Origin of the sequence: Pseudomonas sp. J452 (genome assembly GCF_024666525.1) — a bacterium.
Classification (GTDB): domain Bacteria; phylum Pseudomonadota; class Gammaproteobacteria; order Pseudomonadales; family Pseudomonadaceae; genus Aquipseudomonas.
In genome coordinates, this window is sequence record NZ_CP088294.1 from 2,630,765 (window position 1) to 2,655,933 (window position 25,169).

The 25,169-nt window shown below is 61.9% G+C and carries 22 protein-coding genes; 11 read left to right on the forward strand and 11 right to left on the reverse strand.

The window, feature by feature from the left end; all coding sequences use genetic code 11:
- Positions 1–17: 17 nt before the first annotated feature.
- Positions 18–728, reverse strand: a complete 711-nt coding sequence (folM, locus tag LRS11_RS11920) for a dihydromonapterin reductase (RefSeq protein ID WP_260493207.1) — start codon at positions 726–728, stop codon at positions 18–20.
- A gap of 302 nt (positions 729–1,030) precedes the next feature.
- Positions 1,031–1,597, reverse strand: a complete 567-nt coding sequence (locus tag LRS11_RS11925; protein WP_260493208.1) for an antibiotic biosynthesis monooxygenase — start codon at positions 1,595–1,597, stop codon at positions 1,031–1,033.
- Positions 1,598–1,833: 236 nt separating this feature from the next.
- On the opposite strand from LRS11_RS11925, the gene LRS11_RS11930 reads away from it, so the two are divergent.
- A complete protein-coding gene (locus LRS11_RS11930; protein ID WP_260493209.1) occupies positions 1,834–2,778 on the forward strand; it encodes a MerR family transcriptional regulator in 945 nt (314 codons plus the stop codon).
- Positions 2,779–3,067: 289 nt separating this feature from the next.
- The gene (locus tag LRS11_RS11935; RefSeq protein ID WP_260493210.1) at positions 3,068–4,846 is read left to right on the forward strand and encodes an acyl-CoA dehydrogenase C-terminal domain-containing protein; all 1,779 of its coding nucleotides are present in this window, start codon (positions 3,068–3,070) and stop codon (positions 4,844–4,846) included.
- A 170-nt stretch (positions 4,847–5,016) separates the two neighbouring features.
- On the opposite strand, the gene LRS11_RS11940 is transcribed toward LRS11_RS11935, so the two are convergent.
- On the reverse strand, positions 5,017–6,540 hold the full coding sequence (locus LRS11_RS11940) for a fumarate hydratase (RefSeq protein WP_260493211.1): 1,524 nt from the start codon (positions 6,538–6,540) through the stop codon (positions 5,017–5,019).
- Between the two features lie 244 nt (positions 6,541–6,784).
- On the opposite strand from LRS11_RS11940, the gene LRS11_RS11945 reads away from it, so the two are divergent.
- The 3 genes from LRS11_RS11945 to LRS11_RS11955 are packed head-to-tail and all read left to right on the forward strand — an operon-like array spanning position 6,785 to position 9,650.
- On the forward strand, positions 6,785–7,903 hold the full coding sequence (locus LRS11_RS11945) for a diguanylate cyclase (RefSeq protein WP_260493212.1): 1,119 nt from the start codon (positions 6,785–6,787) through the stop codon (positions 7,901–7,903).
- Positions 7,896–8,834 carry an iron-sulfur-binding ferredoxin reductase gene (locus tag LRS11_RS11950; protein WP_260493213.1) on the forward strand — a complete coding sequence of 313 codons (939 nt, stop codon included), beginning with the start codon at positions 7,896–7,898 and terminating at the stop codon, positions 8,832–8,834. The genes LRS11_RS11945 and LRS11_RS11950 overlap by 8 nt, the downstream gene beginning before the upstream one ends.
- A 42-nt stretch (positions 8,835–8,876) precedes the next feature.
- Positions 8,877–9,650 carry an enoyl-CoA hydratase gene (locus LRS11_RS11955; protein WP_260493214.1) on the forward strand — a complete coding sequence of 258 codons (774 nt, stop codon included), beginning with the start codon at positions 8,877–8,879 and terminating at the stop codon, positions 9,648–9,650.
- A 158-nt stretch (positions 9,651–9,808) separates the two neighbouring features.
- On the opposite strand, the gene pyk is transcribed toward LRS11_RS11955, so the two are convergent.
- Positions 9,809–11,260, reverse strand: coding sequence for a pyruvate kinase (gene pyk / locus LRS11_RS11960; protein WP_260493215.1), 1,452 nt, complete (start codon positions 11,258–11,260; stop codon positions 9,809–9,811).
- Positions 11,261–11,425: 165 nt separating this feature from the next.
- Between pyk and LRS11_RS11965 the strand changes: the two genes are divergently transcribed.
- The 3 genes from LRS11_RS11965 to LRS11_RS11975 all read left to right on the forward strand — a co-directional run bounded on the left by LRS11_RS11965 (position 11,426) and on the right by LRS11_RS11975 (position 12,716).
- On the forward strand, positions 11,426–11,800 hold the full coding sequence (locus LRS11_RS11965) for a tol-pal system YbgF family protein (RefSeq protein WP_260493216.1): 375 nt from the start codon (positions 11,426–11,428) through the stop codon (positions 11,798–11,800).
- Between the two features lie 69 nt (positions 11,801–11,869).
- On the forward strand, positions 11,870–12,295 hold the full coding sequence (locus LRS11_RS11970) for a DUF4124 domain-containing protein (RefSeq protein WP_260493217.1): 426 nt from the start codon (positions 11,870–11,872) through the stop codon (positions 12,293–12,295).
- A gap of 61 nt (positions 12,296–12,356) precedes the next feature.
- Entirely contained in the window at positions 12,357–12,716 is a 360-nt protein-coding gene (locus tag LRS11_RS11975) for a PilZ domain-containing protein (protein ID WP_260493218.1), read from the forward strand.
- Between the two features lie 103 nt (positions 12,717–12,819).
- Here the strand turns inward: LRS11_RS11975 and LRS11_RS11980 are convergent, their stop codons facing one another.
- Positions 12,820–13,746, reverse strand: a complete 927-nt coding sequence (locus LRS11_RS11980; RefSeq protein ID WP_260493219.1) for a LysR family transcriptional regulator — start codon at positions 13,744–13,746, stop codon at positions 12,820–12,822.
- A gap of 133 nt (positions 13,747–13,879) precedes the next feature.
- On the opposite strand from LRS11_RS11980, the gene fpr reads away from it, so the two are divergent.
- Entirely contained in the window at positions 13,880–14,659 is a 780-nt protein-coding gene (fpr, locus tag LRS11_RS11985; protein WP_260493220.1) for a ferredoxin-NADP reductase, read from the forward strand.
- A gap of 144 nt (positions 14,660–14,803) precedes the next feature.
- Here the strand turns inward: fpr and tsaA are convergent, their stop codons facing one another.
- Both tsaA and LRS11_RS11995 read right to left on the reverse strand, forming a co-directional pair.
- Positions 14,804–15,496 (reverse strand): tRNA (N6-threonylcarbamoyladenosine(37)-N6)-methyltransferase TrmO, encoded by a 693-nt coding sequence (gene tsaA / locus LRS11_RS11990; RefSeq protein ID WP_260493221.1) that lies wholly within the window; start codon positions 15,494–15,496, stop codon positions 14,804–14,806.
- 71 nt (positions 15,497–15,567) lie between these two features.
- Complete coding sequence (locus LRS11_RS11995) at positions 15,568–15,819, reverse strand: hypothetical protein (protein ID WP_260493222.1); 252 nt, start codon at positions 15,817–15,819, stop codon at positions 15,568–15,570.
- Positions 15,820–16,114: 295 nt separating this feature from the next.
- Here LRS11_RS11995 and LRS11_RS12000 point away from each other — a divergent pair, with 295 nt between their 5' ends.
- Positions 16,115–16,309 (forward strand): hypothetical protein, encoded by a 195-nt coding sequence (locus tag LRS11_RS12000; RefSeq protein ID WP_260493223.1) that lies wholly within the window; start codon positions 16,115–16,117, stop codon positions 16,307–16,309.
- Between the two features lie 185 nt (positions 16,310–16,494).
- Here LRS11_RS12000 and LRS11_RS12005 read toward each other — a convergent pair whose 3' ends face one another.
- From LRS11_RS12005 to LRS11_RS12020, 4 genes are all read right to left on the reverse strand, one after another.
- Positions 16,495–16,656 carry a hypothetical protein gene (locus LRS11_RS12005; protein ID WP_260493224.1) on the reverse strand — a complete coding sequence of 54 codons (162 nt, stop codon included), beginning with the start codon at positions 16,654–16,656 and terminating at the stop codon, positions 16,495–16,497.
- 497 nt (positions 16,657–17,153) lie between these two features.
- Positions 17,154–18,722: a hypothetical protein gene (locus LRS11_RS12010; protein WP_260493225.1), complete on the reverse strand. Its 1,569-nt coding sequence runs from the start codon at positions 18,720–18,722 to the stop codon at positions 17,154–17,156.
- A gap of 355 nt (positions 18,723–19,077) precedes the next feature.
- The gene (locus LRS11_RS12015) at positions 19,078–20,322 is read right to left on the reverse strand and encodes a ribonucleotide-diphosphate reductase subunit beta (RefSeq protein WP_173211680.1); all 1,245 of its coding nucleotides are present in this window, start codon (positions 20,320–20,322) and stop codon (positions 19,078–19,080) included.
- 405 nt (positions 20,323–20,727) lie between these two features.
- The gene (locus tag LRS11_RS12020) at positions 20,728–23,610 is read right to left on the reverse strand and encodes a ribonucleoside-diphosphate reductase subunit alpha (RefSeq protein ID WP_260493226.1); all 2,883 of its coding nucleotides are present in this window, start codon (positions 23,608–23,610) and stop codon (positions 20,728–20,730) included.
- 788 nt (positions 23,611–24,398) lie between these two features.
- On the opposite strand from LRS11_RS12020, the gene LRS11_RS12025 reads away from it, so the two are divergent.
- A complete protein-coding gene (locus LRS11_RS12025) occupies positions 24,399–25,121 on the forward strand; it encodes a response regulator (protein ID WP_260493227.1) in 723 nt (240 codons plus the stop codon).
- The last annotated feature ends 48 nt before the right edge of the window (positions 25,122–25,169 follow it).

Here is a 25,169-nt window from a genome sequence, read left to right on the forward strand (position 1 = left end):
AGCCCTCGCGGCGCCCCTCAGACGAGGTGGCGACCGCCATTGACGGCAAGCGTGGTGCCGGTGACATAGGGGTTGTCGAGCAGGTAGCGCAAGCTCTGGTAGATGACCTCGGCGCCGGGTTCGATACCCAGTGCGGACTCGGCCAGGCGTTTGGCGCGGTAGGCGGCGTCATCGCCCTCGTTGAACTGGATCAGCGCCGGGGCGATGCCGTTGACCTTGATCGCCGGGGCGAAGCGCGCGGCGAAGGACAGGGTCAGGCTGTCCATGCCGGCCTTGCTGGCGCAGTAGGCCGGGCGCTTGGCACTGCCGGCGCGAACCACGTCATCGCTGATATGGATGATGTCGGCCGGCGTGCTGCGGCGCAGCAAGGGTTCGCAATGCAGGTTGATCAGGTACGGCGCGAGCATGTGCACGTTGACCATCTGCTGAAATACGGCGGCTTCGTTGCCGGGCATCTCGGTCAGCCAGTCGGAAGCGTTATGGACAATCGCACGCAGGCTGTCGGTGTGGCTTTTCAGGATTTCGATGAAGGCCAGGATGCCGGCTTCACTGGCGAAGTCGGCTGGCAAGGTCAGGGCGCCACGCTCACGCAGCAGCTCGAGGCCGGGACGTTCGCTGCGGTAGCTGACGATCACTGCTTGCCCGCTGTCGAGCAGGCGCAGTGCACAGTGCAGGCCAAGACGCTGGCTGGCACCGGTAAGCAGGATAGGGGCGGCGGAACCGCTCATGGATGCCTCGCATACAGGAGGATGAGGTGGCAGCCAGGGTATGTGGCCTAGGCTGTCGATGACAGGACAAAGTTATACCAGGCATAGGTTTTGTACAACAATGCGCAGTTTGTGGGAATGCATTTTCCTGTCTTAAGTAAATTTATCTACATGATTTATAAGGTATTTAATTTATTTTGTTGGTTTTCATATGAGCGTGCGCATGTACAGCTTTTTTGGTTATGTACAGCTTGTGTAGATGGGTGCGCCTGCAGCACGGGTCCCGTAGTGGCGGTTCTGTCGGTCCCTACTGCTTTAACGGCTCAGCGTACCTGCAGGGCCGTATCTGTTGGCGCAGGCATTTTGCGCGCTTGCAGCCAGGGGGCGAGCAGGCGGGTCGATAGCGGGATGAACCAGTAGGTCATCAGGGGCGTCAGTGCCAGGGTAGTGAGCAGCACGCGCAAGGTCAGCGGCAGGTCGCCAAGCCAGCCACCTACTAACAGATTGAAGCCCAGCGATACGGGGAAGAACGCCAGCCAGATGGCTACGCTCTGCTTCCAGCGCGGCGGTTGCTGCAGGCTGCTGCCGAACCAGGCATCGAGGCCCTGGATGCGCCGTTCTTGCGGGTCGGCGAACAGTCCGCTGCCGCGCTGCAGCCAGGTGCGGCGCGAGGCCGAGTGTTCCCAGGCGGCGAGCGTGGCCTGGTCGGCAAAGCGGAAGACGATCTGGAATTCGTCGTCGCCTGGCGGTGGCGCCAATACACCTGAACCCAGGTAACCGGCGAAATCGGCGGCGAGCAGCTGGCCTTCATGTAGCCAGGTGCGGAATTCGGGGAAGCGTTCGCGATGGACGCGACGGGCCACCATCAGGGTGACGGGATCAGCAGACATTGTGTATCTCCTTGCAGCGAACGCCGGCCCGGATAGGGCTGGCGTATCCCGCAGCGCCGGGGTGATGGCGCTGCGCAAAATGACAGGCGCGATTATTGCGGTTTTTCTCGATTACGCCAGCGGTTTGCTCGCCAGTGGCTTGTGGTGCGGGCTCTGTAGTGCATGTGGCCTGGGCATTTCAGGCCTGGGCCTTGCCTGAGGTACACTGCGGGCATTCTCTTTCGGCGATTCATTCCATGACCGAACGCGCTGGCGCTGCTCTTGTCTCCGACTCCCTGCAACAGGAGGAGTTGTTTCCCATTCGTGAGGTCTCGCGGCTTACCGGGGTTCACCCGGTTACCTTGCGTGCCTGGGAGCGACGCTATGGGCTGATCCAGCCGACCCGCACCGACAGCGGCCATCGCCTGTACTCGGCGGCGGACATCGAGTCGGTACGCAGCATCCTCGCCTGGATCGAGCGTGGCGTATCGGTGAGCAAGGTCGGCAAGATCCTCGCCCGCAGCAGCGCGATCAAGATGCCGGCGCCGGTCTATGTCGAAGTCACTGCCAGCGAGTGGGGCGAGTGGCAGGCGCGGATCCGCAGCGCCGTGGCGGACTTCGATGGGGTGCAGCTGGAGCGCCTGTACGGCCAGATATTCTCCACCTACCCGCTGCTGGTGGTGTTCCAGGATATCTTCGTGCCGCTGTGGCAGGAGTTGCTGTTGCACCGTGACGATTACGGCCAGGCCAGTGCCTGGCTGTTCCTCGATGCCTTCCTCCGTGCGCGCGCCCTGCAGCGCCTGCAACTGGCTGCCGCAGGGCAGGGCACGGTGTTGTTGTCGGCCTTGCCGGGGCATTGCCGTGAGCTGGAGCTGCTGGTGGCCGGCCTGTTGCTCGGCGGTGCCGAAGGCCGGGTGCAGGTGCTGGCGTTGGGCCAACCGCTGGAGGAGCTGGCGCTGGTCTGCGAGAAGGTGCAGCCCCAGGCGCTGGTGCTGTTCTCCAACCAGCCGCCGGCAGACGACTTGCCGCGTCAGCTCAGTCGTCTGGCCCTGGCGTTGCCCTGTCCGCTGCTGCTGGCCGGTGACGCCTCCGAGCTGGTCGAGGAAGAACTCAGCGGTTCGCCGATTGCCTGCCTGGGCAATGAAGGCCGTCTGATGCACCAGCGTCTGCAGCAGTTCCTCGCCGGTCATCTGGATACCTGACAGCCTCCCTAGGAACTCTGCGGGGGGCCCCAGCTCCCCTGCGGGCCACATGGCACCGCGCTTTTATCCCTAGGCTGAACACCACGCGCACCAGGGGGCTCTATGCCGGCTTGCTGCTGCGCATGGCGCACCCCGCCCAAAGCCTTTCTCTCTTGTACAGCTAACGACCCAGGCGAATGGGGCGTCGCCGGATTTTGCCTATTTTCCGAAAAAAGCTTGCACTGTGCAGGCGGATAGCTATACAAAAGCTGTACATTAAATTTATTTGTACAGTTTAAGGGTTGAATCAATGCCTGCTTACCGTGCTCCCTTACGTGATATGCGCTTCGTTTTCGACGAGGTGCTCGACGCTTATGCCACCCTGCAGTCGCTGCCCAGTCAGCGCGAGTTCGGTAACGATCTCGGTGGCGCCATACTCGAAGAGGCCGCCAAGCTGGCGGAAAACGTCCTCGCTCCGCTGAATGGCCCCGGCGACAAGCAGGGCTGCCAGTACGACCCGCAGAGCAAGGCGGTGAAAACCCCGGATGGCTTCACGGCGGCCTACAAGCAGTTCGCCGCAGGCGGCTGGACCGCATTGGCCTGTACCCCGGAGTTCGGCGGTCAGGGCCTGCCCCATGTGCTGAACATGATGGTCGAGGAGATGGTCTGCTCGGCCAACCTGTCGCTGGGCATGTACCCGGGCCTGACCCACGGTGCAATCAACGCGCTGACCGAGCATGGCACCCGCGAGCAGCAGGATCGGTACCTGCCCAAGCTGATCAGTGGCGAGTGGACCGGCACCATGTGCCTGACCGAGCCGCAGTGCGGCACCGACCTGGGCCTGATCCGCACCCGTGCCGTGCCCCAGGACGACGGCAGCTACGCCATCAGCGGCACCAAGATCTGGATCACCGGCGGTGAGCATGATCTGGCCGACAATATCGTCCACCTGGTGCTGGCCAAGCTGCCGGATGCTCCGGACAGCGTCAAAGGCATCTCGCTGTTCCTGGTGCCCAAGTTCCTCGAAGACGGCACGCGCAACCCGGCGTTCTGCGGCGGCCTGGAACACAAGATGGGGATCAAGGGCTCGGCCACCTGCGTGATGAACTTCGAGGGTGCCCGCGGCTGGCTGATCGGCGAGCCGAACAAGGGTCTCAAGTGCATGTTCACCATGATGAACTCGGCGCGCCTGATGGTCGGCATGCAGGGCCTCGGCATTGCCGAAAGTGCCTACCAGGTCAGCCTCGGTTTCGCCAAGGAGCGCCTGCAGAGCCGTTCGCTGTCCGGGCCGAAGGCGGCTGACAAGCCGGCCGATCCGATCATCGTGCACCCGGATGTACGGCGCATGCTGTTGCGGCAGAAGGTGATGATCGAAGGCTGCCGCGCCCTGGCCTACTTCACCGGCATGCACCTGGATGTCGCCCACGACCACGAAGATCCGCAGGTGCGCCAGCAGTCCGACGACCTGGTGCAACTGCTGACCCCGGTGGTCAAGGCGTTCCTCACCGATGAAGGCTTCAACTGCGCCAACGATGGCCTGCAGGTGCTCGGCGGTTCCGGCTTCACCGAGGACTGGGGCATCGAGCAACTGGTGCGTGATTGCCGCATCACCCGTATCTACGAAGGCACTAACGGCATTCAGGCCCTCGACCTGGTCGGGCGCAAGCTGGCCTTGGGCGGTGGTCGTGCGGTGCGCAGCTATTTCGCCCTGGTCGAGGGCTGGCTCAAGATCAATGCCGATGCGCCCCACGTCGCGGCTGTGGGCAAGGCGCTCAAGCAGCTGCAGCAGGCGACTCTGTGGATCGCCAGCGAAGGCATGCAGGACCCGGAACAGGCAGGTGCTGCCTCCGTGCCTTACCTGCGCCTGTTCGCCCTGACCACCCTGGCCTGGTTCTGGTCGCGCATGGCGCTAACCGCCCGGCACAAGCTGGCCGCAGGCAGCAGCGAAAGCGCTTTCTACGGCGCCAAGCTCAAGTCGGCGGATTTCTACATGAGTCGCGTGCTGACCGAAACCGACTCTCTGCTGGCCGAAGTGCTGGCCGGCAAGAGCAGCCTGATGGCCTTCAGCGAGGAGGAGTTCGCCGCCTAACGTCTGCGCAACCGGCAGCCACTTCCTTCCCCCTGTACTTTCGGCTGCCGGTCTTTTATCCCTGAGCACGGCTGGTTATCCAGCCTGCCTTTACGACCCGCTCCCGGCGGGTCTTTTTTGTCCATGAAAAAGCCCGGCACTGGGCCGGGCTTTTTCACTGCTGCGCGGTGTTATTTGATTTCCACCGCCAGGCTGTCGTGGATCTTCTTCTGCCAGATCGCCGGGCCGGTGATGTGCACCGACTCGCCCTTGGTGTCGACTGCCACGGTGACCGGCATGTCCTTCACTTCGAACTCGTAGATGGCTTCCATACCCAGCTCGGCGAAGGCCAGTACCTTGGACTTCTTGATCGCCTGGGCGACCAGGTAGGCGGCGCCGCCGACGGCCATCAGGTACACGGCCTTGTTGTCCTTGATCGCGTCGATGGCGATCGGGCCACGCTCGGACTTGCCGATCATGCCCAGCAGGCCGGTGGTTTCGAGGATCTGCCGGGTGAACTTGTCCATCCGCGTGGCGGTGGTCGGGCCAGCTGGGCCGACTACTTCGTCACCGACCGGATCGACCGGGCCCACGTAATAGATGAAGCGACCTTTCAGATCGACCGGCAGCTGTTCGCCCTTGTTCAGCATGTCGACCATGCGCTTGTGCGCGGCGTCGCGGCCGGTGAGCATCTTGCCGTTGAGCAGCACGGTCTCGCCCGGTTTCCAGCTCTGCACTTCTTCCGGGGTGATGGTGTCCAGATTCACCCGGCGTGCGCTCGGGCCGGCTTCCCAGACGATTTCCGGGTAGGCGTCCAGGGGCGGCGCTTCCAGTTCGGCCGGGCCGGAACCGTCGAGCACGAAGTGGGCGTGACGGGTGGCAGCGCAGTTGGGGATCATGCACACCGGCAGGGAGGCTGCGTGGGTCGGGTAGTCCATGATCTTCACGTCGAGCACGGTGGTCAGGCCGCCCAGGCCCTGGGCGCCGATGCCCAGCTGGTTAACTTTTTCGAAAAGCTCAAGACGCATTTCTTCCAGCTTGTTCTGCGGGCCGCGGGCTTTCAGCTCATGGATGTCGATGGACTCCATCAGCACTTCCTTGGCCATCACCGCGGCCTTCTCGGCGGTGCCGCCGATGCCGATGCCGAGCATGCCCGGCGGGCACCAGCCGGCGCCCATTTCCGGCACGGTCTTGAGTACCCAGTCGACGATCGAGTCGGACGGGTTGAGCATGGCCATCTTCGACTTGTTCTCGGAGCCGCCGCCCTTGGCTGCGACGTCCACTTCCAGCTTGTCGCCGGGCACCACGGAGTAGTGGATCACCGCCGGGGTGTTGTCCTTGGTGTTGCGGCGAGCACCGGCCGGTTCGGCCAGGATCGAGGCGCGCAGGACGTTTTCCGGCAGGTTGTAGGCGCGGCGCACGCCTTCGTTGATCATGTCGTCGACGCTCATGGTCGCGCCATCCCAGCGCACGTCCATGCCGACGCGGACGAACACGGTGACGATACCGGTGTCCTGGCAGATCGGGCGGTGGCCGGTGGCGCACATGCGCGAGTTGATCAGGATCTGCGCCATGGAGTCGCGCGCGGCCGGCGATTCTTCCTTCAGGTAGGCCTCATGCATGGCCTGGATGAAGTCGACGGGGTGGTAGTAGGAGATGAACTGCAGGGCGTCGGCGACGCTCTGAATCAGGTCATCCTGCTTGATCACGGTCATGCAAGCGCTCCTCTAGTACGGGAACATCGGTAGGGAAGCGCCGGACCACGACCCGGCGCACTGCATCAAAAAAGGCGCCAAAGTATAGCGCGGTAGAGGGCTGCGGCACAGTCGCCGGCAGTCGACCCTGGTCGTATGGACGCCATTTTCCAGGCGCCGGACACAGTGCAATGACCCTAGGTTTTTTGTGTCCGCGGGGGTAGAGTGAGGCCAGGTGCCAGTACGGGACGGAGCCCAGAGCACAATGACTCATCGGGTAACCAGACGAACCTTGCAAAGCCTGTTGCTGAAGCGTTTCGGCATGGCAGCAGCCACCCACGGGCTGGCTCTGGCGTTGCTGTGGCTGGCCGTATTCAGCGACCTGTTCAGTGGCCAGATCTCCTGGGCACTGTTCTGCAGCGGGCTGGTGATTGTTTCCCAACTGACCTTCCTGCTGCTGTTCCGCACGGGTTACAACCTGCGCTTTCGCGATCCCAGCCTGACGGAAGCGCAGATCCTCGTCGCCCTGGCCCTGCATACCTTCGTCCTGGCCAGTTTCGACAGCGCCCGCGGCAGCCTGCTGATGTTCTACCTGATCATCCTGCTGTTCGGTATTTTCCAGCTGCAGCCGCGGGTCTTCGTGCGCTGCGCCTTCTTCGCCTTCTTCGCCTTTGCCAGCCTCAATCTGTGGGAAGGCTATGAGATGCGCCTGGCCGATCCGGGGCTGGCGCTGCTGCAGTGCTGCGCCTTGTTCCTCGCGCTCGCCTGGCAAAGCCTGTTTGCCAGTTACATCCAGGGTTTGCGCCAGCGCATGCGTCAGCGCAGCTTCGCCTTGCAGGCTCACCAGGACACCTTGCGCGGCATGATGCGCCAGCTTGAAGACCTGGTGGCCACCGACGAGCTGACCGGCCTGTTCAACCGCCGCCACTTCCTGCGCCTGGCCCTGCGTGAACTGGAGAACCTCGGCCCCGGTCGCCAGCACGGCCTGGCCCTGATCGATCTCGACTACTTCAAGCGGATCAACGATGTACACGGCCATGCCGCCGGCGACCGCGTGCTGCAGACCTTCGCCGCGGTGGCGCGGGCCTGCGTGCGCGATGGTGACGTGCTGGCGCGTTACGGTGGTGAGGAGTTCGTCCTGCTCCTGCCGAATGCCGACGCCGATCGCCTGACCACCTGCTGCGAGCGCCTGCGCGAAGCCTTTGCTGCGGCCGAGCCGCTGGGCGTGCAGGTGGCCAGCCTGAGCCTGTCCGCCGGGATGACCCTGCTCAGCGAAGGCGATGACCTCGATGTGGCCCTGCAACGGGCCGACCAGGCCTTGTACCGGGCCAAGCGTGGCGGACGTAATCGCTGCGATGCGGCCTGGGAGGGCGCCGGTGCCTGAACTTCACGTGGCCGGCCAGTCCTGGTCGGTTCCCAGCGCCAGCAACCTGCTCGATGCCCTCAACGCTGCCGGCTTGCGCGTGCCCTATAGCTGCCGGGCCGGTAGCTGCCATGCCTGCCTGGTGCGCTGCGTGCGCGGCGAGGTCGAGAACGCCGCGCCGGATGCCCTGAGCCCCGAGCGCCTGGCCGAGGGCTGGCGTCTGGCCTGTCAGTGCCGGGTCGTCGATGAGCTGACCCTGGAGCTGTTCGACCCGGCCCGTGATGGTCTGCCGGCCACGGTAGTGGCCAGCGACTGGCTCAGCCCGAGCGTGTTGCGCCTGCGTCTGCAGCCGGAAAAAAACCTGCGCTACAGCGCCGGCCAGCATCTGGTGCTCTGGGCTGACGCAGCGCTGGCCCGGCCTTATTCGCTGGCCAGCCTGCCGGGCGAGGATGCCTGGCTGGAGTTCCACCTGGATTGCCGTCTGCCTGGCGCATTCAGCGATGCGGCGCGGCAGTTCCAACCCGGGGATGTCCTGCGCCTGGGTGAGCTGCGTGGCGGCGCCTTGCACTATGACCCGGACTGGCACAGTCGTCCGCTCTGGTTGCTGGCGGCCGGCACCGGCCTGGCGCCGCTCTGGGGCATCTTGCGCGAGGCCTTGCGCCAGCAGCATGAAGGGCCGATTCGCGTGCTGCATGTGGCCCACGACAGTTCTGAGCATTACCTGGCAGAAGCCTTGCGGGCATTGGCCGCTGCGCACCCGCAGCTGCAGGTCGAGTTGCTGACGGCGACCGAGCTGGCGGCGGTTTTGGCGGAACTGAAGCTTGTTTCCCGACAAACCCGCGCCTTACTCTGCGGCTCTCCCGCCAGCGTGGAAAGCTTCGCCCGCCGCCTGTACCTGGCCGGCGTGCCGCGCAACCAGGTGCTGGCCGACGTCTTTCTGCCCCGCGCATAAGCTGCTTGCGTTCGGGGCGCCCCGAATCTGCAAGGAGTTGTGATGAGTGAGCATGTACTGGTCGAGCGCGAAGGCGGCCTGCTGACCCTGCACCTGAACCGTCCGGACAAGATGAATGCCCTGACCCGTGCCATGTACAGCCAGTTGGCCGAGCAACTGGACGCTGCCAACGAAGACCGCAGCGTGCGTGCGGTGCTGATCACCGGAGGCAGCGAATGCTTCACCAGCGGCAACGATGTGGCCGATTTTCTCCAGGCGCCGCCGACCAGTCTGGACAGTCCGGTGTTTCAGTTCATGCGTGCGCTCTTCGACTTCAGCAAGCCGGTGATCGCCGCGGTCAACGGCCCGGCCGTGGGTATCGGCACCACCCTGCTGCTGCATTGCGACCTGGTCTACGTCAGCCGCACGGCCAAATTGAAGATGCCCTTCGTCAACCTTGGCCTGTGCCCGGAATTCGGCTCCAGCCTGATCCTGCCGCGCCTGCTCGGCCAGGCGCGCGCCTCCGAACTGCTGCTGCTCGGCGAGAGCTTCACCGGCGAGCAGGCCGCGCAGTGGGGCATCGCCAATGCCGCCCTGGAAGGTGGTGCCGAGGTGCTGGATAAGGCCCGCGAGATGGCCCAGCGCTTCCTCGCCCTGGCCCCCTCGGCTGTGGCCGATAGCAAGCGCCTGATGCGCGCCCCAGGGCGCGCCGAACTGCGTCAGGTGATCGAGGAGGAGGGGGCGCTGTTCGGCCAGCGCCTGCGTTCGCCGGAGGCCATCGAGGCACTGTCGGCCTTTATGCAGCGGCGCAAACCGGACTTTTCCAAGTTCGCCTAGGGTGGATCACGCTTCACCGATCCACTGCGGCATTGTAGAAGCCAGCTTGCTGGCGATGCTTTTGCTGCGAGCGGATCGCCAGCAAGCTGGCTCCTACAGGTACAGCGACAGGCACAAAAAAGCCGCTCGATGAGCGGCTTTTTCATTACAGCGGGGCATCACACCATCGGATCGCCGACATGCAGGATCTTCATGGTGTTGGTGCCGCCGGTGCCGTGGTAACTGTCGCCCTTGGTCAGGATCACCCAGTCGCCCGGTTCGACCACACCACGCTTGAGCAGCTCGTCCACCGCGGCCTGGCTGACCTTGTTGGCCGGCATGGACGCTGGGTCGAACGGCACGGTGTAGACCCCGCGAAACAGCGCCACGCGGGCCTGGGCCTCGCGGTGCGGGGTGAAGGCGTAGATCGGGATCGAGGAGCGGATGCGCGACATGATCAGCGGGCTGTAGCCGCTCTCGGTCAGGCTGATGATCGCCTTCACGCCGGGGAAGTGGTTGGCGGTGTACATGGTCGCCAGAGCCACGCTCTCGTCGCAACGCTCGAAGGTGCGGCCGATGCGGTGGCTGGACTTCTGGCTGGTCGGGTGCTTCTCCGCGCCCAGGCACACGCGGGCCATGGCCTGCACCGCTTCCAGCGGGTATTCGCCGGCGGCACTCTCGGCCGAAAGCATCACCGCGTCGGTGTAGTCCAGCGCGGCGTTGGCTACGTCGGAAACTTCCGCGCGGGTCGGCATCGGGCTGTGGATCATCGACTCCATCATCTGCGTGGCGGTGATCACTGCCTTGTTCAGGCGGCGGGCGTGGGCAATGATTTTCTTCTGGATGCCGACCAGCTCGGCATCGCCGACTTCCACGCCGAGGTCGCCACGGGCCACCATCACCGCGTCGCTGGCGCGGATCAGGCCGTCGAGGGTGGCGTCGTCGGCCACCGCCTCGGCGCGCTCGATCTTCGCCACCAGCCAGGCCGTGCTGCCGGCTTCGTCGCGCAGGCGGCGGGCCAGTTGCATGTCGGCGGCATCGCGGGGGAAGGACACGGCCAGATAGTCCAGGTCCATCTCGGCGGCCAGCTTGATGTCGGCCATGTCCTTTTCGGTCAGCGCCGGTGCGGTCAGGCCGCCGCCGCGGCGGTTGATGCCCTTGTTGTCGGACAGCGGGCCGCCGATGGTCACGCGGCAATGCAGCTCTTCGGCGCCCTTGAGCTCGACCTGCATGACCACGCGTCCGTCATCCAGCAGCAGTTCGTCGCCGACGTTGCAGTCCTGGATCAGCGCCGGGTAGTCGATGCCGACCACTTCCTGGGTGCCCGCGGTACGCGAGTGGCTGGAGGACAGGCGGAACAGGTCGCCTTCCTTGAGTTCGATACGTTTATCGGTGAACTTGGCGATGCGAATTTTCGGGCCTTGTAGGTCACCCAGCAGCGCCACATGGCGGCCGTGCTTGGCGGCCAGGTCGCGCACCAGTTGGGCGCGGGCCTTGTGGTCTTCGGGCGAGCCGTGGGAGAAATTCAGACGGGCCACGTCGATGCCGGCGAGGATCAGTTGCTCGAGCATTTCCGGCGAGTTGCTGGCCGGGCCGAGGGTGGCGACGATTTTGGTGCGACGCAAGGTCATGCAGGGACTCCATTTACAAGGCGTGGCGCGAGGCTACTACGGCAAAACACTGTAGTCATTGTTCCGATGCACTACCTTGAAAACGGTGGAAAACTCGCTGCCAGGCATCGGCCTCTGCAGAAACCGCCACAGCAGTCGATACACTGCGCAATGGAGGACAACACCATGCGTACCCTGATCATGCTTTTCGCCCTGGCCAGTCTGGCCGGGTGCAGCCGGATGGCACTCGACAATCACCTCAACGATGCCTATCGCAATTACGACCAAGGCAACTGCGAAGAGGCCCTGCTCGATCTCTCACGCGCCGAGCGCACCAGCCGGGCGCGGCGTTATGTCCAGCCGGAAATCTCCCTGCTGCGTGGCCAGTGCCTGGAGCGGCAGAACCTGTTTGTCGATGCGGCGCAGACCTATCAGTTCATCATCAACCAGTACCCGACCAGCGAATACGCCTATCGGGCGCGGGCACGTCTGGAGACACTGCAACAACTCGGGCATCATGGCGGTGGAGAGCCGGCGAAGGCTTCGCCTGCCTCGCTCTGAAGCCGCTGGTCGGCCGATTTATAGGGAGTTTCGACCAGGGTTAAGCTCTGGTTTTCGAGGGAGTGAACGATGCGTCGACTGTTGTTGTGTGCCCTGCTGTTGCCCGCGCTGGCATCAGCGGAAATCTACCGTTGGACCGATGCCCAGGGCCGCGTGCATTTTGGCGAGCGTCCGGGTGCGAGCAATGCGCAAACGGTGGAAGTGAAGCCGCAGGTGGTCGAGCGTGATGACGCCACCCGCCAGCGCGAGCAACGTACCGAGCAGTTCTACGAAGCGCGTCGCGCGGAGCAGGCCAGGGACGACCAGCAAGCCGCTGTTGCTCAGGCCGAGCGTGCCGAGGAGTGCCGCCAGCTGCGCCATAACCAGGCGCAAATCGAGCAAAGCGGGCGCTTCTACAGCAGTGACGAGGCCGGCAATCGCGTCTATTACAGCGACAAGGAAATGGAGGCCGCGCGCAGCCGCCTGTCGACCCGGATCGCCGAACGCTGCAGCTGAGCCTGGCGAGAGTCGAGTGCTGCGACCATACTCAGCAATCCATCTGTAGCGATTGGCCATCATGCATATTCCACGCAGCATTGAACGCCATCAGTTGCCTTACTACCTCAAGGTGTTCAACCGTATTACCGATAAGCCCATGGGCTATATCGGCAACGTTTCCCTGGACGGCCTGATGCTGATCAGCCAGCTGCCGATGCTGGTCAATGCGCGCTTCGACATGCGCCTGAAGATCCCGGGCCGCGATGGCCACATCCATAACGTCGATTTCTATGCCACCTGCCAGTGGAGTCGCGAGGACATCACGCCAGGCAGCTACGATTCTGGCTTCGCCCTGGTGGCGCCGCCCTCCGACTATGTGGAGATGGTCGACGCGCTGCGTCACTACTTCAGCTTTCGTCCCTTGCAGGCCTCTGCCTGAGGCCTGAACACCTCACTCATTGCTCGACACTTCGCCACGCTGGCGCCAGTCCGTGTCGGGCGGGTGCAACCCGCAGTTTCCTGCTACCGCTGCCATGCCGTTCTCAGGCAATCGACGGCAGGATGATCTCGTCGCTGCGGCTGATTCCGGCCGTGAGCTCGCGACACAGTTCCAGGAACTCGCGCATGGCGGCGGTCTGGTACTTCTGCCGGTGCCAGATGAAGTAGAACTGCCGGGTCAGATCCAGTTGCGGGGTTTCCACGGCCACCAGGCTGCCACGCCGGAAGGCGTCACGCAGTGCCAGGCGCGAGATGCAGCTGATGCCCAGGCCGGACTCCACGGCGCGCTTGATCGCCTCGGTATGTTCCAGTTCCAGGCGAATATTCAGCGGTGTGGGGTGGTGGCGCATGGCCTGATCAAAGGTCAGGCGCGTGCCCGAGCCCTGTTCGCGCAGCACCCAGGCCTCGCGCGTCAGTTCTTCCAGGCTGGCCTGGCCACTGCGGGCGAAGGGATGCTGCGGCGCGCAGAACACCACCAGCTCGTCTTCCACCCAGGGTTGCACCTCGATATCCGGGTGCTGGCAGTCGCCTTCGATCAAACCCAGATCCAATTCATAGTGCGCAACCTGTTGCACGACATGGGCGGTGTTGTGCACCTGCAGCTTCACCCGGCATTCCGGATGGCGCTGCATGAAGCTGCCGATCAGCAGGGTGGCCAGGTAGTTGCCCACGGTCAGCGTCGCGCCCACTTCGAGGGAGCCGAAACCGCTCTTGCCATTGAGCAACTGCTCGATCTCGCGAGCCTGGTCGAGCAGCGCCACGGCTTGCGGCAGCAACTGCCGGCCGAGGGCATTGAGGGCCAGGCGCTTGCCGGCGCGGTCGAACAACTGACAGCTGGATTGCCGCTCCAGCTCGGTCAGCGACGTGCTGGCGGCCGACTGCGATAGCGCCAATGACTGTGCAGCCTTGGAGACGCTTTCCTGCTTGGCGACGGCGACGAATACCTGAAGTTGACGCAACGTAAATCGCATATCTATATAACCGATAAACCATATCTTAATAATTCATTTCACAGATATTGTGGCCCCCTCTAGAATTGCGCGCAATCACTGCCAGCCCTGGCAGCATCCTGCCGACCTGATAGCGCCAGTCTTGGAGAAACACATGAGCAACCTGAACGTCGAGCGCGTAGTCAGTGTGCATCACTGGAACGACACCCTGTTCAGCTTCAAATGTACCCGTGACCCGGGCCTGCGTTTCGAAAACGGCCAGTTCGTCATGATCGGCCTGCAGCAGCCCACTGGCCGCCCGCTGATGCGTGCCTACTCCATCGCCAGCCCGAACTGGGAAGAGCACCTGGAGTTCTTCAGCATCAAGGTGCCGGACGGCCCGCTGACCTCGCAGTTGCAGCACCTCAAGGAAGGCGACGAGATCATCATCAGCAAGAAGCCCACCGGCACGCTGGTACTCGACGACCTCAACCCAGGCAAGCACCTCTACCTGCTCAGCACCGGCACCGGCCTGGCGCCGTTCATGAGCGTGATCCAGGACCCGGAAACCTACGAGCGTTTCGAAAAGGTCATCCTGGTCCACGGCGTGCGCTACGTGAACGAAGTGGCGTACAAGGAATTCATCACCGAGCACCTGCCGAAGAACGAATTCTTCGGCGATGCCCTGAAAGACAAGCTGATCTACTACCCGACCGTGACCCGCGAGCCGTTCGAGAACCAGGGCCGCCTGACCGATCTGATGCGCAGTGGCAAACTGTTCGCCGACATCGGCCTGCCGCCGATCAACCCGCAGGACGACCGCGCCATGATCTGCGGCAGCCCGAGCATGCTCGACGAGACCAGCGAAGTGCTCGACAGCTTCGGCCTGAAAATCTCCGCCCGCATGCGCGAGCCGGGCGACTACCTGATCGAACGCGCCTTCGTCGAGAAGTAAGCGTCAGTCGCCGTACAGACAAACCCGCCGAGAGGCGGGTTTGTCGTTTTAGAAACCCTTCTCCCGCGAACGGGAGAAGGCAGGGGTCAGCCCACGGCAAAGGCCCTGCGTAGCCCGGATGCAATCCGGGACAGACGCCTCCGTTCAGGCAGGCACGACTTCCAGCACGCGGATCAGCCCCGCCTGCGGGTAATGCCAGCGCACCTGCACATCCCAGAACTGCACACCGTAGCGGCGTTCCGGCTCCGGCACCTGGTAAGCCGGGCGTGGATCCTGCGCCAGACATTGCTCAATCAACTCCACCAGCGGCTCGCCCAAACGCAGTGCGTGTTGCTGTGCCTGTTGCAGGGCAGCGCTTGCCCACTCCACCGCGATCGCCTCTGGCGCCGCCTCGGCCAGCGCATTCTGCGCCTGGGTTACGCAGTCGGCGTAAGGCACATAGGGTTTGATATCCAGCACCGGCGTGCCATCGAGCAAGTCGATCCCGGACAGCCACAAACGGCCCGGCTCAACCTTGTCCAGCCGCACCACCGATTGGCCGATGCCATTGGGACGGTGCGTCGCGCGGCTGGCAAACACGCCGATAGACGCATTGCCGCCAAGCCGGGGCGGACGAACCTTGAGCCGCGGCTTGTCTTCCAGTGTCTGGTGGAAGAGAAACAGCAGCCAGACATGACTGACCTGCTCCAGCCCAGCAATAGCCTCGGCCCGATCAAACGGCGCCACCAGCTCCAGCACGCCACGGGCTGCCGGCGCCAATTGCGGCTGGCGGGGAATGGCGAACTTCTCCTTGAAACAGGAGCGGACGAAACCAATGGGGGAGACGGTGTAAGACATGGCGAGACAATGCGGCGGAGTGAGCACGCATGGTAGCCGATCAGCCGTCGGTCTGGCCGCGCGTGGTTGGATCAGTTGCAGGCTGTACCGAAATGCGCGCATTGCCCGCTGGCGGTGACGTGATAGCAGGTCTGGTAGGCATTGGCCTGCGCATTGAACATGCACTGCCCTGCTGTGCCGGTCGGGGCGCCGAAATGAGCGCACTTGCCGTCAGCCGTAACGTGATAGCAGATGTGGTTGGCAGCGGTTTGCGGGTTGTAGAACGCCTGCTCGTCCGGGGTGCAAACCGTACCGTAATGCGCACACTGCCCATTGGCAGTCACGTGGTAACAGCTCTGGTGGCTGCCGGAATCAGGGTTGAACAGGCAGGGTGTGTCTGCCTGGGCAATGCTTGTGGCGAGAGCTAGTAAGAGGGGGAGGAGTAGGCGCATAGGATCCTGCCATCTGACGCTTTTTAAGGGAGTGTTTGACCGGGCGATAGCAGTTGCCACGTATGGCGCTTATTACAGTGTGGCTGTTGGCAGGTGGGCGAAGGCCAGTGCCTGGCTTGATCTGAGTGCCAGACAGCCGGCCGGTGAGGCCATCGATAGCCGCACTGTACGCAAGCACCTCAATGACGTGTTGCGCCTGAGCCAACTGCTGTCGTCTGAACTGACCATTGGCTTGCCTGAAAACGTTGCGCTACAGATGCAGGCATTTTTGCAACAGCTGCCGGCCAACGCCCCCGACCTGAAAGGCCTGGGACTGGATCGCAGCAGCTCGCTGCCCATAGTGATCGAGTGTCTTCGTAAAATTTACGGCCTGGCAGAATAAGGTGCGGGCCTCGATGGGCCGGCGCGAAAGGGCATTCCTGGCCATCGCACTGATCTGAAATTGCGAAGCGTTTTCCACCGTGGATATCCGGGCTACCTGCTGAAATGAAAAAAAGCCCCTGAACGCTATGCCGTCAGGGGCTTTCGAATTCGAGCGGTGCAGCTGCTCGCGTGCTGTGCTTTGGGCTATGCCGCGGCCGAGTAGCCGATCAGCATGCCATGCTGAGCCCGCAACAGGCGTCCATTGACGCGAAGGGTGAACGGATAGCGCCCGATTACCTCGGCTCCGTTCTTGAGTAGATCGTCAATGTGGGCACGTAACGCGACAAATTTCCGTTGTTCCTTCATCGGAAAACTCCTTGGTTAGTTGCACCGCAGCCTAGCAAGGAATGTGACGGCATCGACACCTTGGGTGGTGGTTTAGTGTGACCTGCATCACATTAGGTGATGGCTATTTGCCTGTAATTGCGTTTTTAGCCAGGCCAACAGTGGAGCTGTGCTGTTTCTCGATCCCCGATAGCTCCCACGCTCCTGCGTGGTAGCAAGCCCGCGACGCTCTGCGTCGCGCTGTGGCTTCCGCCGCGTGGTTGCTGGCAGGTAGACGCTGGAGCGTCGAAGGCTGCATTCCCACGCAGAGCGTGGGAACGATCGGATTGGAGTTGCCTGACGGTCTGATGGCTCCCACGCTCCGCGTGGTAGCAAGCCCGCGACGCTCCGCGTCGCTGCGTGGCTTCCGGCACGTAGTTGCTGACAGGTGGACGCTGGAGCGTCGAGGGCTGCATTCCCACGCGGAGCGTGGGAACGATCAAAATATGTCCCCCTTTCCTGGCTCGCGGAAGGGGGCTTCAGGTTTTGAATTTGCCCTTGCCCTTGATCAGCCTGAGAATCTCCGGGTTATTCAGCTGCTCTGCATAACCCAGTGCTGAGATACCGCGATACTTCAAGGTGGACAGATTCACTCCGTTTTCCAATAGCAGCTGGACACCTTCCTTGTGCTGGTAGAACACTGGGATGAACGCCACGGGATACTCCTGATCGCTGACCAGTTCTGTGGGTTTAGCCCCCAGTGCGATCAGGCGGCGAGCCGATGCTATGTCGTTGTCCATCAGCGCATAGGCGAGGGCATTGAGGTTGTTGTTGTCCTTGGTGTCGACGCTAATAAACTGTTGTTTCAGTTCATTGAGTACCTTGCTAGTGCTGTCGTGCTTTGACAGTTGATACAGAAGTACTGGCGACTCCGGAAAGAAGACTTGGGCTTGTGCCAAATAGGCTTCGCGCTGATCGCCGGATATATTGGCCCAGGCCAGATAGTTTGCGATACCCATAATCTGTCGAGATTCAGCAGAGTTGCATCCTGTGTCAATTGCCCGGCGGCTCGCGGAAATTGCGATCTGATAGTCTTCATATTTGGTGATTCTGAAGGCCGCATAGTCGGAGTGGAAACAGGGTTGGTTGGGATACTCTTCAGCCCGCTTTGCGTACAGCTCATCTGCTTTAACAAGTCCTTCCCTTGAGTCAAGCAGCTCGAAAAGCTTGCGGTAGGCATCTAGGCGAGCTCTGTCGAAAGTGTTATATGGGCGAGGGGCGGCGATGGCCTTTAGGTAGATCTCAATGGCTCTCTCGTTGTTGCTCTGCAATGCATGTAGCTCCCCCCAATTTGCCCATAACCATAGGTTGTGAGTGCCCAGCTTTTCCGCTGTTTTGAACTCCTGCTCCGCTTCGTTGAAGCGGGCCTGGTGGGTATAAACATAACCAAGAAGTACATGGGAGTTAACGTGGTCTTTCTGCAGTGTGAGGCCGGTCGTTAGGTAATTTTCAGCCTGCTTTAGGCCCTCGGGGCCCCAGTTGCTCTTCATCGAAATACGGGCTAGTTCAGGATAAGCGTCAACGTATGTAGGCTCTTTAAGGAGGGCTCTTTCGAGGTTCTTCTTGGCTTGCTGGAGGGTGGCGTTGTTTGCCTGATCAATGAGGTCTACAGCTTCTGTGTAAAGTTCGCTGATTGTCTTTCTGTTGAAATCGCGATTTTGATTGTAGTGGTGTGAGTCTGGCCACTCGATCAGATAGTCAGTTTCCTTCTCTATATTCATGGCGCTCTTGCCGTTCTCTAGAAAAGTGTCATTTTCGAGGGAAACTTTTAATGTGTGGCTGGTAAATGCTTTGTCAGGGGTTGGAGGGCGCTTTATTTCTATTCTGGTCGTGTGTTCGCCTTTTTCTGCCAGGGCTCTCTGGTCCTCATCATAGTACAGGTGGCTTTTAGGGTCTGGGCTGTTCGCAAGGACACGAATGCTGGGTAGCGCAAGTTCGCTGCCGTTATAGAAATAGGTGACGTCGGCATAGAGCAGGCCGTCATCTCCTTTGATAACGTCGATGCTTTTGATCTTGCTTTCACCAAGTAGTAAATCTTCCTTTATCATTGCTTGCGTGGATGTGCTAGAGGGTGTGGTGAGGGGGGTTGAGAGAATTTAAATATTATTATTCCAATTAGAACCAGGATTACGCTTACTAAGACTATTGTTTTTCGATCCTTCATGCCTCGTCCCTATTTTTTGTTGGCCTGATTTTATGCCTGGCTATGCAAGCGTGTTGCTTGATGTTTCGGTTGATGATAGCGAGCGGTTTTTCTTTGCTCAAGAAAAGGTTGGTTGTGGAACTTTGGCACTCCCCAAAAAAAGCCCCGCACTAGGCGGGGCTTTTTTATCTTTTTACGCCCCGAACTGCAAATTCAGGTAAAGCGCTTACTTATTTATCACTGATCATGGCCAGAGCTGCTTAGTCCCAGCTCAACGCCCCACCAGTCTGATACTCAATAACCCGCGTCTCGAAAAAGTTCTTCTCCTTCTTCAGGTCCATGATCTCCGACATCCACGGGAACGGGTTGCTGGTGCCCGGGTACTCTTCCTTCAGACCGATCTGGGTCAGACGACGGTTGGCGATGAACTTGAGGTAGTCCTCCATCATCGCCGCGTTCATGCCCAGTACGCCGCGCGGCATGGTGTCACGCGCGTATTCGATTTCCAGCTGAGTGCCCTGCAGGATCATCTGGGTCGCTTCGTCCTTCATCGCGGCGTCCCACAGGTGCGGGTTCTCGATCTTGATCTGGTTGATCACGTCGATGCCGAAGTTCAGGTGCATGGATTCGTCGCGCAGGATGTACTGGAACTGCTCGGCGGTGCCGGTCATCTTGTTGCGGCGGCCCATGGAGAGGATCTGGGTGAAGCCGCAGTAGAAGAAGATGCCTTCCAGAACGCAGTAGTAGGCGATCAGGTTGCGCAGGAACTGGCGGTCGGTGTCCGGGGTGCCGGTTTCGAACTTCGGATCAGAGATCGAGCGGGTGTATTTCAGGCCCCAGGAGGCCTTCTTCGCCACGCTCGGGATCTCGTGGTACATGTTGAAGATCTCGCCTTCATCCATGCCCAGCGACTCGATGCAGTACTGGTAGGCGTGGGTGTGGATGGCTTCCTCGAAGGCCTGGCGCAGGATGTACTGGCGGCACTCGGGGTTGGTGATCAGGCGGTACACGGCCAGTACCAGGTTGTTGGCAACCAGGCTGTCGGCGGTGGAGAAGAAGCCGAGGTTGCGCATGACGATGCGGCGCTCGTCTTCGCTGAGGCCGTCCTTGCTCTTCCACAGAGCAATGTCGGCGTTCATGTTCACTTCCTGCGGCATCCAGTGGTTGGCGCAACCATCCAGATACTTCTGCCAGGCCCAGTCGTACTTGAAGGGTACGAGCTGGTTGAGGTCGGCACGGGCGTTGATCATCTGCTTGTCGCCGACGTGTACGCGGGCGCTGGTGCCGGCGAGGTCGTCGAGGCCTTCCTGGATGTCCAGGTCGTTCAGGGCCTTCTTGGCGCGGGCGATGGCGTCCGAGTCGTTGGCGTCTACGGCGCGGGCTTCCTGTACGGAACCGGCGGCTTCGTCGTCGAGCTTGTCGATGGCTGCGCCAACTACAGCGGCGGCGGGTGCGGCAGCAGCTTCTGCGCCGTCTTCCTTATCGAATTCGTCCCAGCTGAGCATGGTGGTCTCCTGCTTGGTCATCAGGCCGGACTTTGTGCGGCCTGGATGAATATCCAGTGATTCTGATTATGTTCCGTTGCGGTGTGCACGCAAGGCTAAAACTGTGCCGCCTGTCTGGGCGGCGTCCCGCGCCAGTGGGCTGGCGCGGGGCGGTTATTCGTGGGGGGAGGGTGGCTCGGGGTTGCCGGGCCCCCTCTCCCTAACCCTCTCCCCGAGGGGAGAGGGGACTGGAAGCAGTCCGTGTTGCTTGTGGCTTTTCTACCTTAAGCAACACGCAGTAAGCGCGAAACTGAGCGAGTGAGCGCTAGGCGCCTGGCAGGTTGGAGCCCCTGAGCGTACTGCTGTACGTGATGGGGTCCGACCTGCCGGGCAACGACGCGGGCGCCGCTCAGCTTCGTGCGTACCTTACTGACAAGCTTCGCAGTCGGGTTGGTCGATGGCGCACGCCTTTGGTACCGGGGCTGGACCGGCCGGTGCTGCGGAGAAGCCGTCGTCACCACCGCTGGATACTGCGTTCAGCTTGCCGGTGTTGATGGTCGACTTCTCGGTGCTGGTCGCGGCCAGGGCACGGAGGTAGTAGGTGGTTTTCAGGCCACGGTACCAAGCCATGCGGTAGGTCACGTCGAGCTTCTTGCCCGAGGCGCTGGCGATGTACAGGTTCAGCGACTGAGCCTGGTCGATCCACTTCTGGCGACGGCTGGCGGCATCGACGATCCACTTGGTGTCGACTTCGAAAGCAGTGGCGTACAGGTCTTTCAGGTCCTGCGGGATGCGCTCGATCTGCTGTACCGAACCGTCGTAGTACTTCAGGTCGTTGACCATGACCGAGTCCCACAGGCCACGGGCCTTGAGGTCGTGCACCAGGTACGGGTTGATCACGGTGAATTCGCCGGAGAGGTTCGATTTCACGTACAGGTTCTGGTAGGTCGGTTCGATCGACTGCGATACGCCGGTGATGTTGGCGATGGTCGCGGTCGGGGCGATGGCCATGATGTTCGAGTTACGGATGCCTTTCTGCACACGGGCACGTACCGGGGCCCAGTCCAGGGACTCGGTCAGGTCGACGTCGATGTACTTCTGGCCGCGCGCTTCGATGAGGATCTGCTGCGAATCCAGCGGCAGAATGCCCTTGCTCCACAGCGAACCCTGGAAGGTTTCGTAGCTGCCGCGCTCGTCGGCCAGGTCACAGGAGGCCTGGATGGCGTAGTAGCTGATGGCTTCCATGGACTTGTCGGCGAAGTCGACGGCGGCATCGGAACCGTACGGGATGTGCTGCAGGTACAGCGCGTCCTGGAAGCCCATGATGCCCAGACCGACCGGACGGTGCTTGAAGTTGGAGTTCTTCGCCTGCGGCACGCTGTAGTAGTTGATGTCGATAACGTTATCGAGCATGCGTACTGCGGTGTTGACGGTGCGTTGCAGCTTGGCGGTGTCCAGCTTGCCGTCGACGATGTGGTTCGGCAGGTTCACGGAACCCAGGTTGCACACGGCGATTTCGTCGGCGTTGGTGTTCAGGGTGATCTCGGTGCACAGGTTCGAGCTGTGCACGACGCCCACGTGCTGCTGCGGGCTGCGCAGGTTGCACGGGTCTTTGAAGGTCAGCCATGGGTGGCCGGTTTCGAACAGCATGGAGAGCATCTTGCGCCACAGGTCTTTGGCGGCGATGGTCTTGTGCAGTTTGATCTTGCCGTAGCCGGCCATGGCTTCGTAGTACTCGTAGCGCTCTTCGAAGGCCTTGCCGGTCAGGTCGTGCAGGTCCGGCACTTCGGACGGGCTGAACAGGGTCCACGGGCCGTCGTCGAACACGCGCTTCATGAACAGGTCCGGAATCCAGTTGGCGGTGTTCATGTCGTGGGTGCGGCGACGGTCGTCGCCGGTGTTCTTGCGCAGCTCGATGAACTCTTCGATGTCCATGTGCCAGGTTTCCAGGTAGGCACACACGGCGCCTTTGCGCTTGCCGCCCTGGTTAACTGCAACAGCGGTGTCGTTGACCACTTTGAGGAACGGCACGACGCCTTGCGACTTGCCGTTGGTGCCTTTGATGTAGGCGCCGAGTGCACGCACCGGGGTCCAGTCGTTGCCCAGGCCGCCAGCAAACTTGGAGAGCATGGCGTTGTCGTGGATGGCGTTGTAGATGCCCGACAGGTCATCCGGCACGGTGGTCAGGTAGCAGCTGGACAGCTGCGGACGCAGGGTGCCGGCGTTGAACAGGGTCGGCGTGGAAGCCATGTAGTCGAAGGACGACAGCAGGTTGTAGAACTCGATGGCGCGTTCTTCTTTCTGCTTCTCTTCGATGGCCAGGCCCATGGCCACGCGCATGAAGAACACTTGCGGCAGTTCGAAGCGGATGCCGTCCTTGTGGATGAAGTAGCGGTCGTACAGGGTCTGCAGGCCCAGGTAGGTGAACTGCTGGTCGCGCTCGTGGTTGATTGCCTTGCCCAGCTTCTCCAGGTCGAAGGTGGCCAATACCGGGTTCAGCAGTTCGAACTCGATACCCTTGGCGATGTAGGCCGGCAGGGCCTTGGCGTACAGCTCGGCCATCTCGTGGTGAGTGGCGCTGTCGGCCACTTGCAGGAAGCCCAGGCCTTCGGCGCGCAGGGTGTCCATCAGCAGGCGGGCGGTGACGTAGGAGTAGTTCGGCTCACGCTCGACCAGGGTGCGGGCGGTCATCACCAGGGCGGTGTTGACGTCCTTCTCGGCCACGCCGTCGTACAGGTTCTTCAGGGTCTCGCTCTGGATCAGCTCGCCATCGACTTCGGCCAGGCCTTCGCAGGCCTCCGTGATGATGGTCTGCAGGCGGCCCATGTCCAGCGGCTGCACAGTGCCGTCGGCGCGGGTCACGCGGATGCTCGGGTGCGGCACGGCGACGTCGCTGGCAGCGCTGGCGTTCTTGCGCTTGGTGGCCTGGGATTCACGGTAGATCACGTAGTCGCGGGCGACTTTCTGCTCGCCGGCGCGCATCAGGGCCAGTTCGACCTGATCCTGGATTTCTTCGATATGGATGGTGCCGCCGGATGGCATGCGACGCTTGAAGGTGGCGCTGACCTGTTCGGTCAGGCGCGCAACGGTCTCATGGATACGCGACGAGGCGGCAGCGGTGCCGCCCTCTACTGCGAGGAACGCCTTGGTGATGGCGACGGTGATCTTGTCATCGGTATACGGCACGACGGTGCCGTTACGCTTGATCACGCGCAGCTGGCCGGGAGCGGTGGCAGCCAGATCCGGGTTGGCATCTGCAGCCTGCGGCGCCACGGCCTGCGGGTTCTCGCGAGTAGTGTCGGTGTGCATGGAGGTCTCCGTGTTTTTCTTAATTGTTAGTTGGGCGCTTAGCAATAGATTGCTACGCCGTACCGCCGTTCATTCCATTTCAACAACGCCGCGCGGACGGCAGTGAGGCCGGGCGCGCGGGACTTGCAAAACTGACAGGAAGGTACGACCAAGCGCCTTCCTGGCTCTTCAAGTCTTGTGCCAGCAATCAGGCTGGCACCACTAGATGTTGTGTCACGCTGCCTGGGGCTGCGTGCGCCGATCAGGACGCCCTCGCTCTGCTGGCGGTACAGGGTCCTGCTCTGAATCGATGGAGCTAAAGCGTTTAACTGAGCGGTCATCTGCACTTTTTCAGTTCGGGGTGTGGACTGTTTCGGGGCAAATGTGCTTGGGTTGTTTCCGGGGCAAAAACCCAACATGTAGGTGTTTGTCGCGCTGGGGATACAAGATAGTGCGGTGCTCGGGCGAAGGCAAGCCGATAAAACTTGGCAGCCTGTGGATAAATCTGTGGGTTACTTTGGGGTAAGTTTCGCCAGCCCCCGCGCTTGCTGGGGTCGCCCCCCTTACACCGTTCGTCGAGCCTGACTGAGCTTTTTTGCCGTTCCTTAACGTGACTTTTTAGTCAATCACACAAACACAATATGTAGGGTTTTTCTCGTTGCTTCTGGCGCGCTCTGTGCAAGCGCGTCGGCGCCTCTAACGGTGCCCTTGCGCTGCTGGGCATAGATGCTGGCGATTGCGCCTTTGCCGGGGCGGCGTTGCTACAATGCCGGCCTGATTGGCAGTCGTAAGCAGTTATTGGAGGGCGTGTGGAGCAAGAAGCCTGGCAAATCCTGATCGTCGAGGACGACCAGCGCCTGGCCGAGTTGACCCGGGAATACCTGGAGAGCAACGGCCTGAAGGTGGCGATCGAATCCGATGGGGCCAAGGCGGCGGCGCGCATCCTCAAGGAGCAGCCGGATCTGGTGGTACTCGACCTGATGCTGCCCGGCGAGGATGGTTTGTCCATCTGCCGCAAGGTGCGTGGCCAGTACGACGGGCCGATCCTGATGCTCACCGCGCGCACCGACGACATGGATGAAGTGCTCGGCCTGGAAATGGGCGCCGACGACTATGTGTGCAAGCCGGTGCGTCCGCGCGTGTTGCTGGCGCGCATCCGCGCGCTGCTGCGGCGCCGCGAGGGGCATGCCGAGGCGGGGGTGGAGAGCCAGCGGCGCTTGCAGTTCGGCCAACTGGTGATCGACAGCGCCATGCGCGAGGCCTGGCTGCGTGAGCAGAGCATCGAGCTGACCAGCGCCGAGTTCGACCTGCTCTGGCTGCTGGCGGCCAACGCCGGGCGCATCCTCTCCCGTGAGGAGATCTTCACCGCCCTGCGCGGCATCGAGTACGACGGCCAGGATCGCTCCATCGATGTGCGCATCTCGCGCATCCGCCCGAAGATCGGTGACGACCCGATGCACCCGCGCCTGATCAAGACCGTGCGCAGCAAGGGCTACCTGTTCGTCGCCGAGGCGGCCGAGGGCCTGTCTTGAGGCGTGCCGTCTGTGGCCATGCCGCAGGGCTTGCAGGCACTGTGGTTC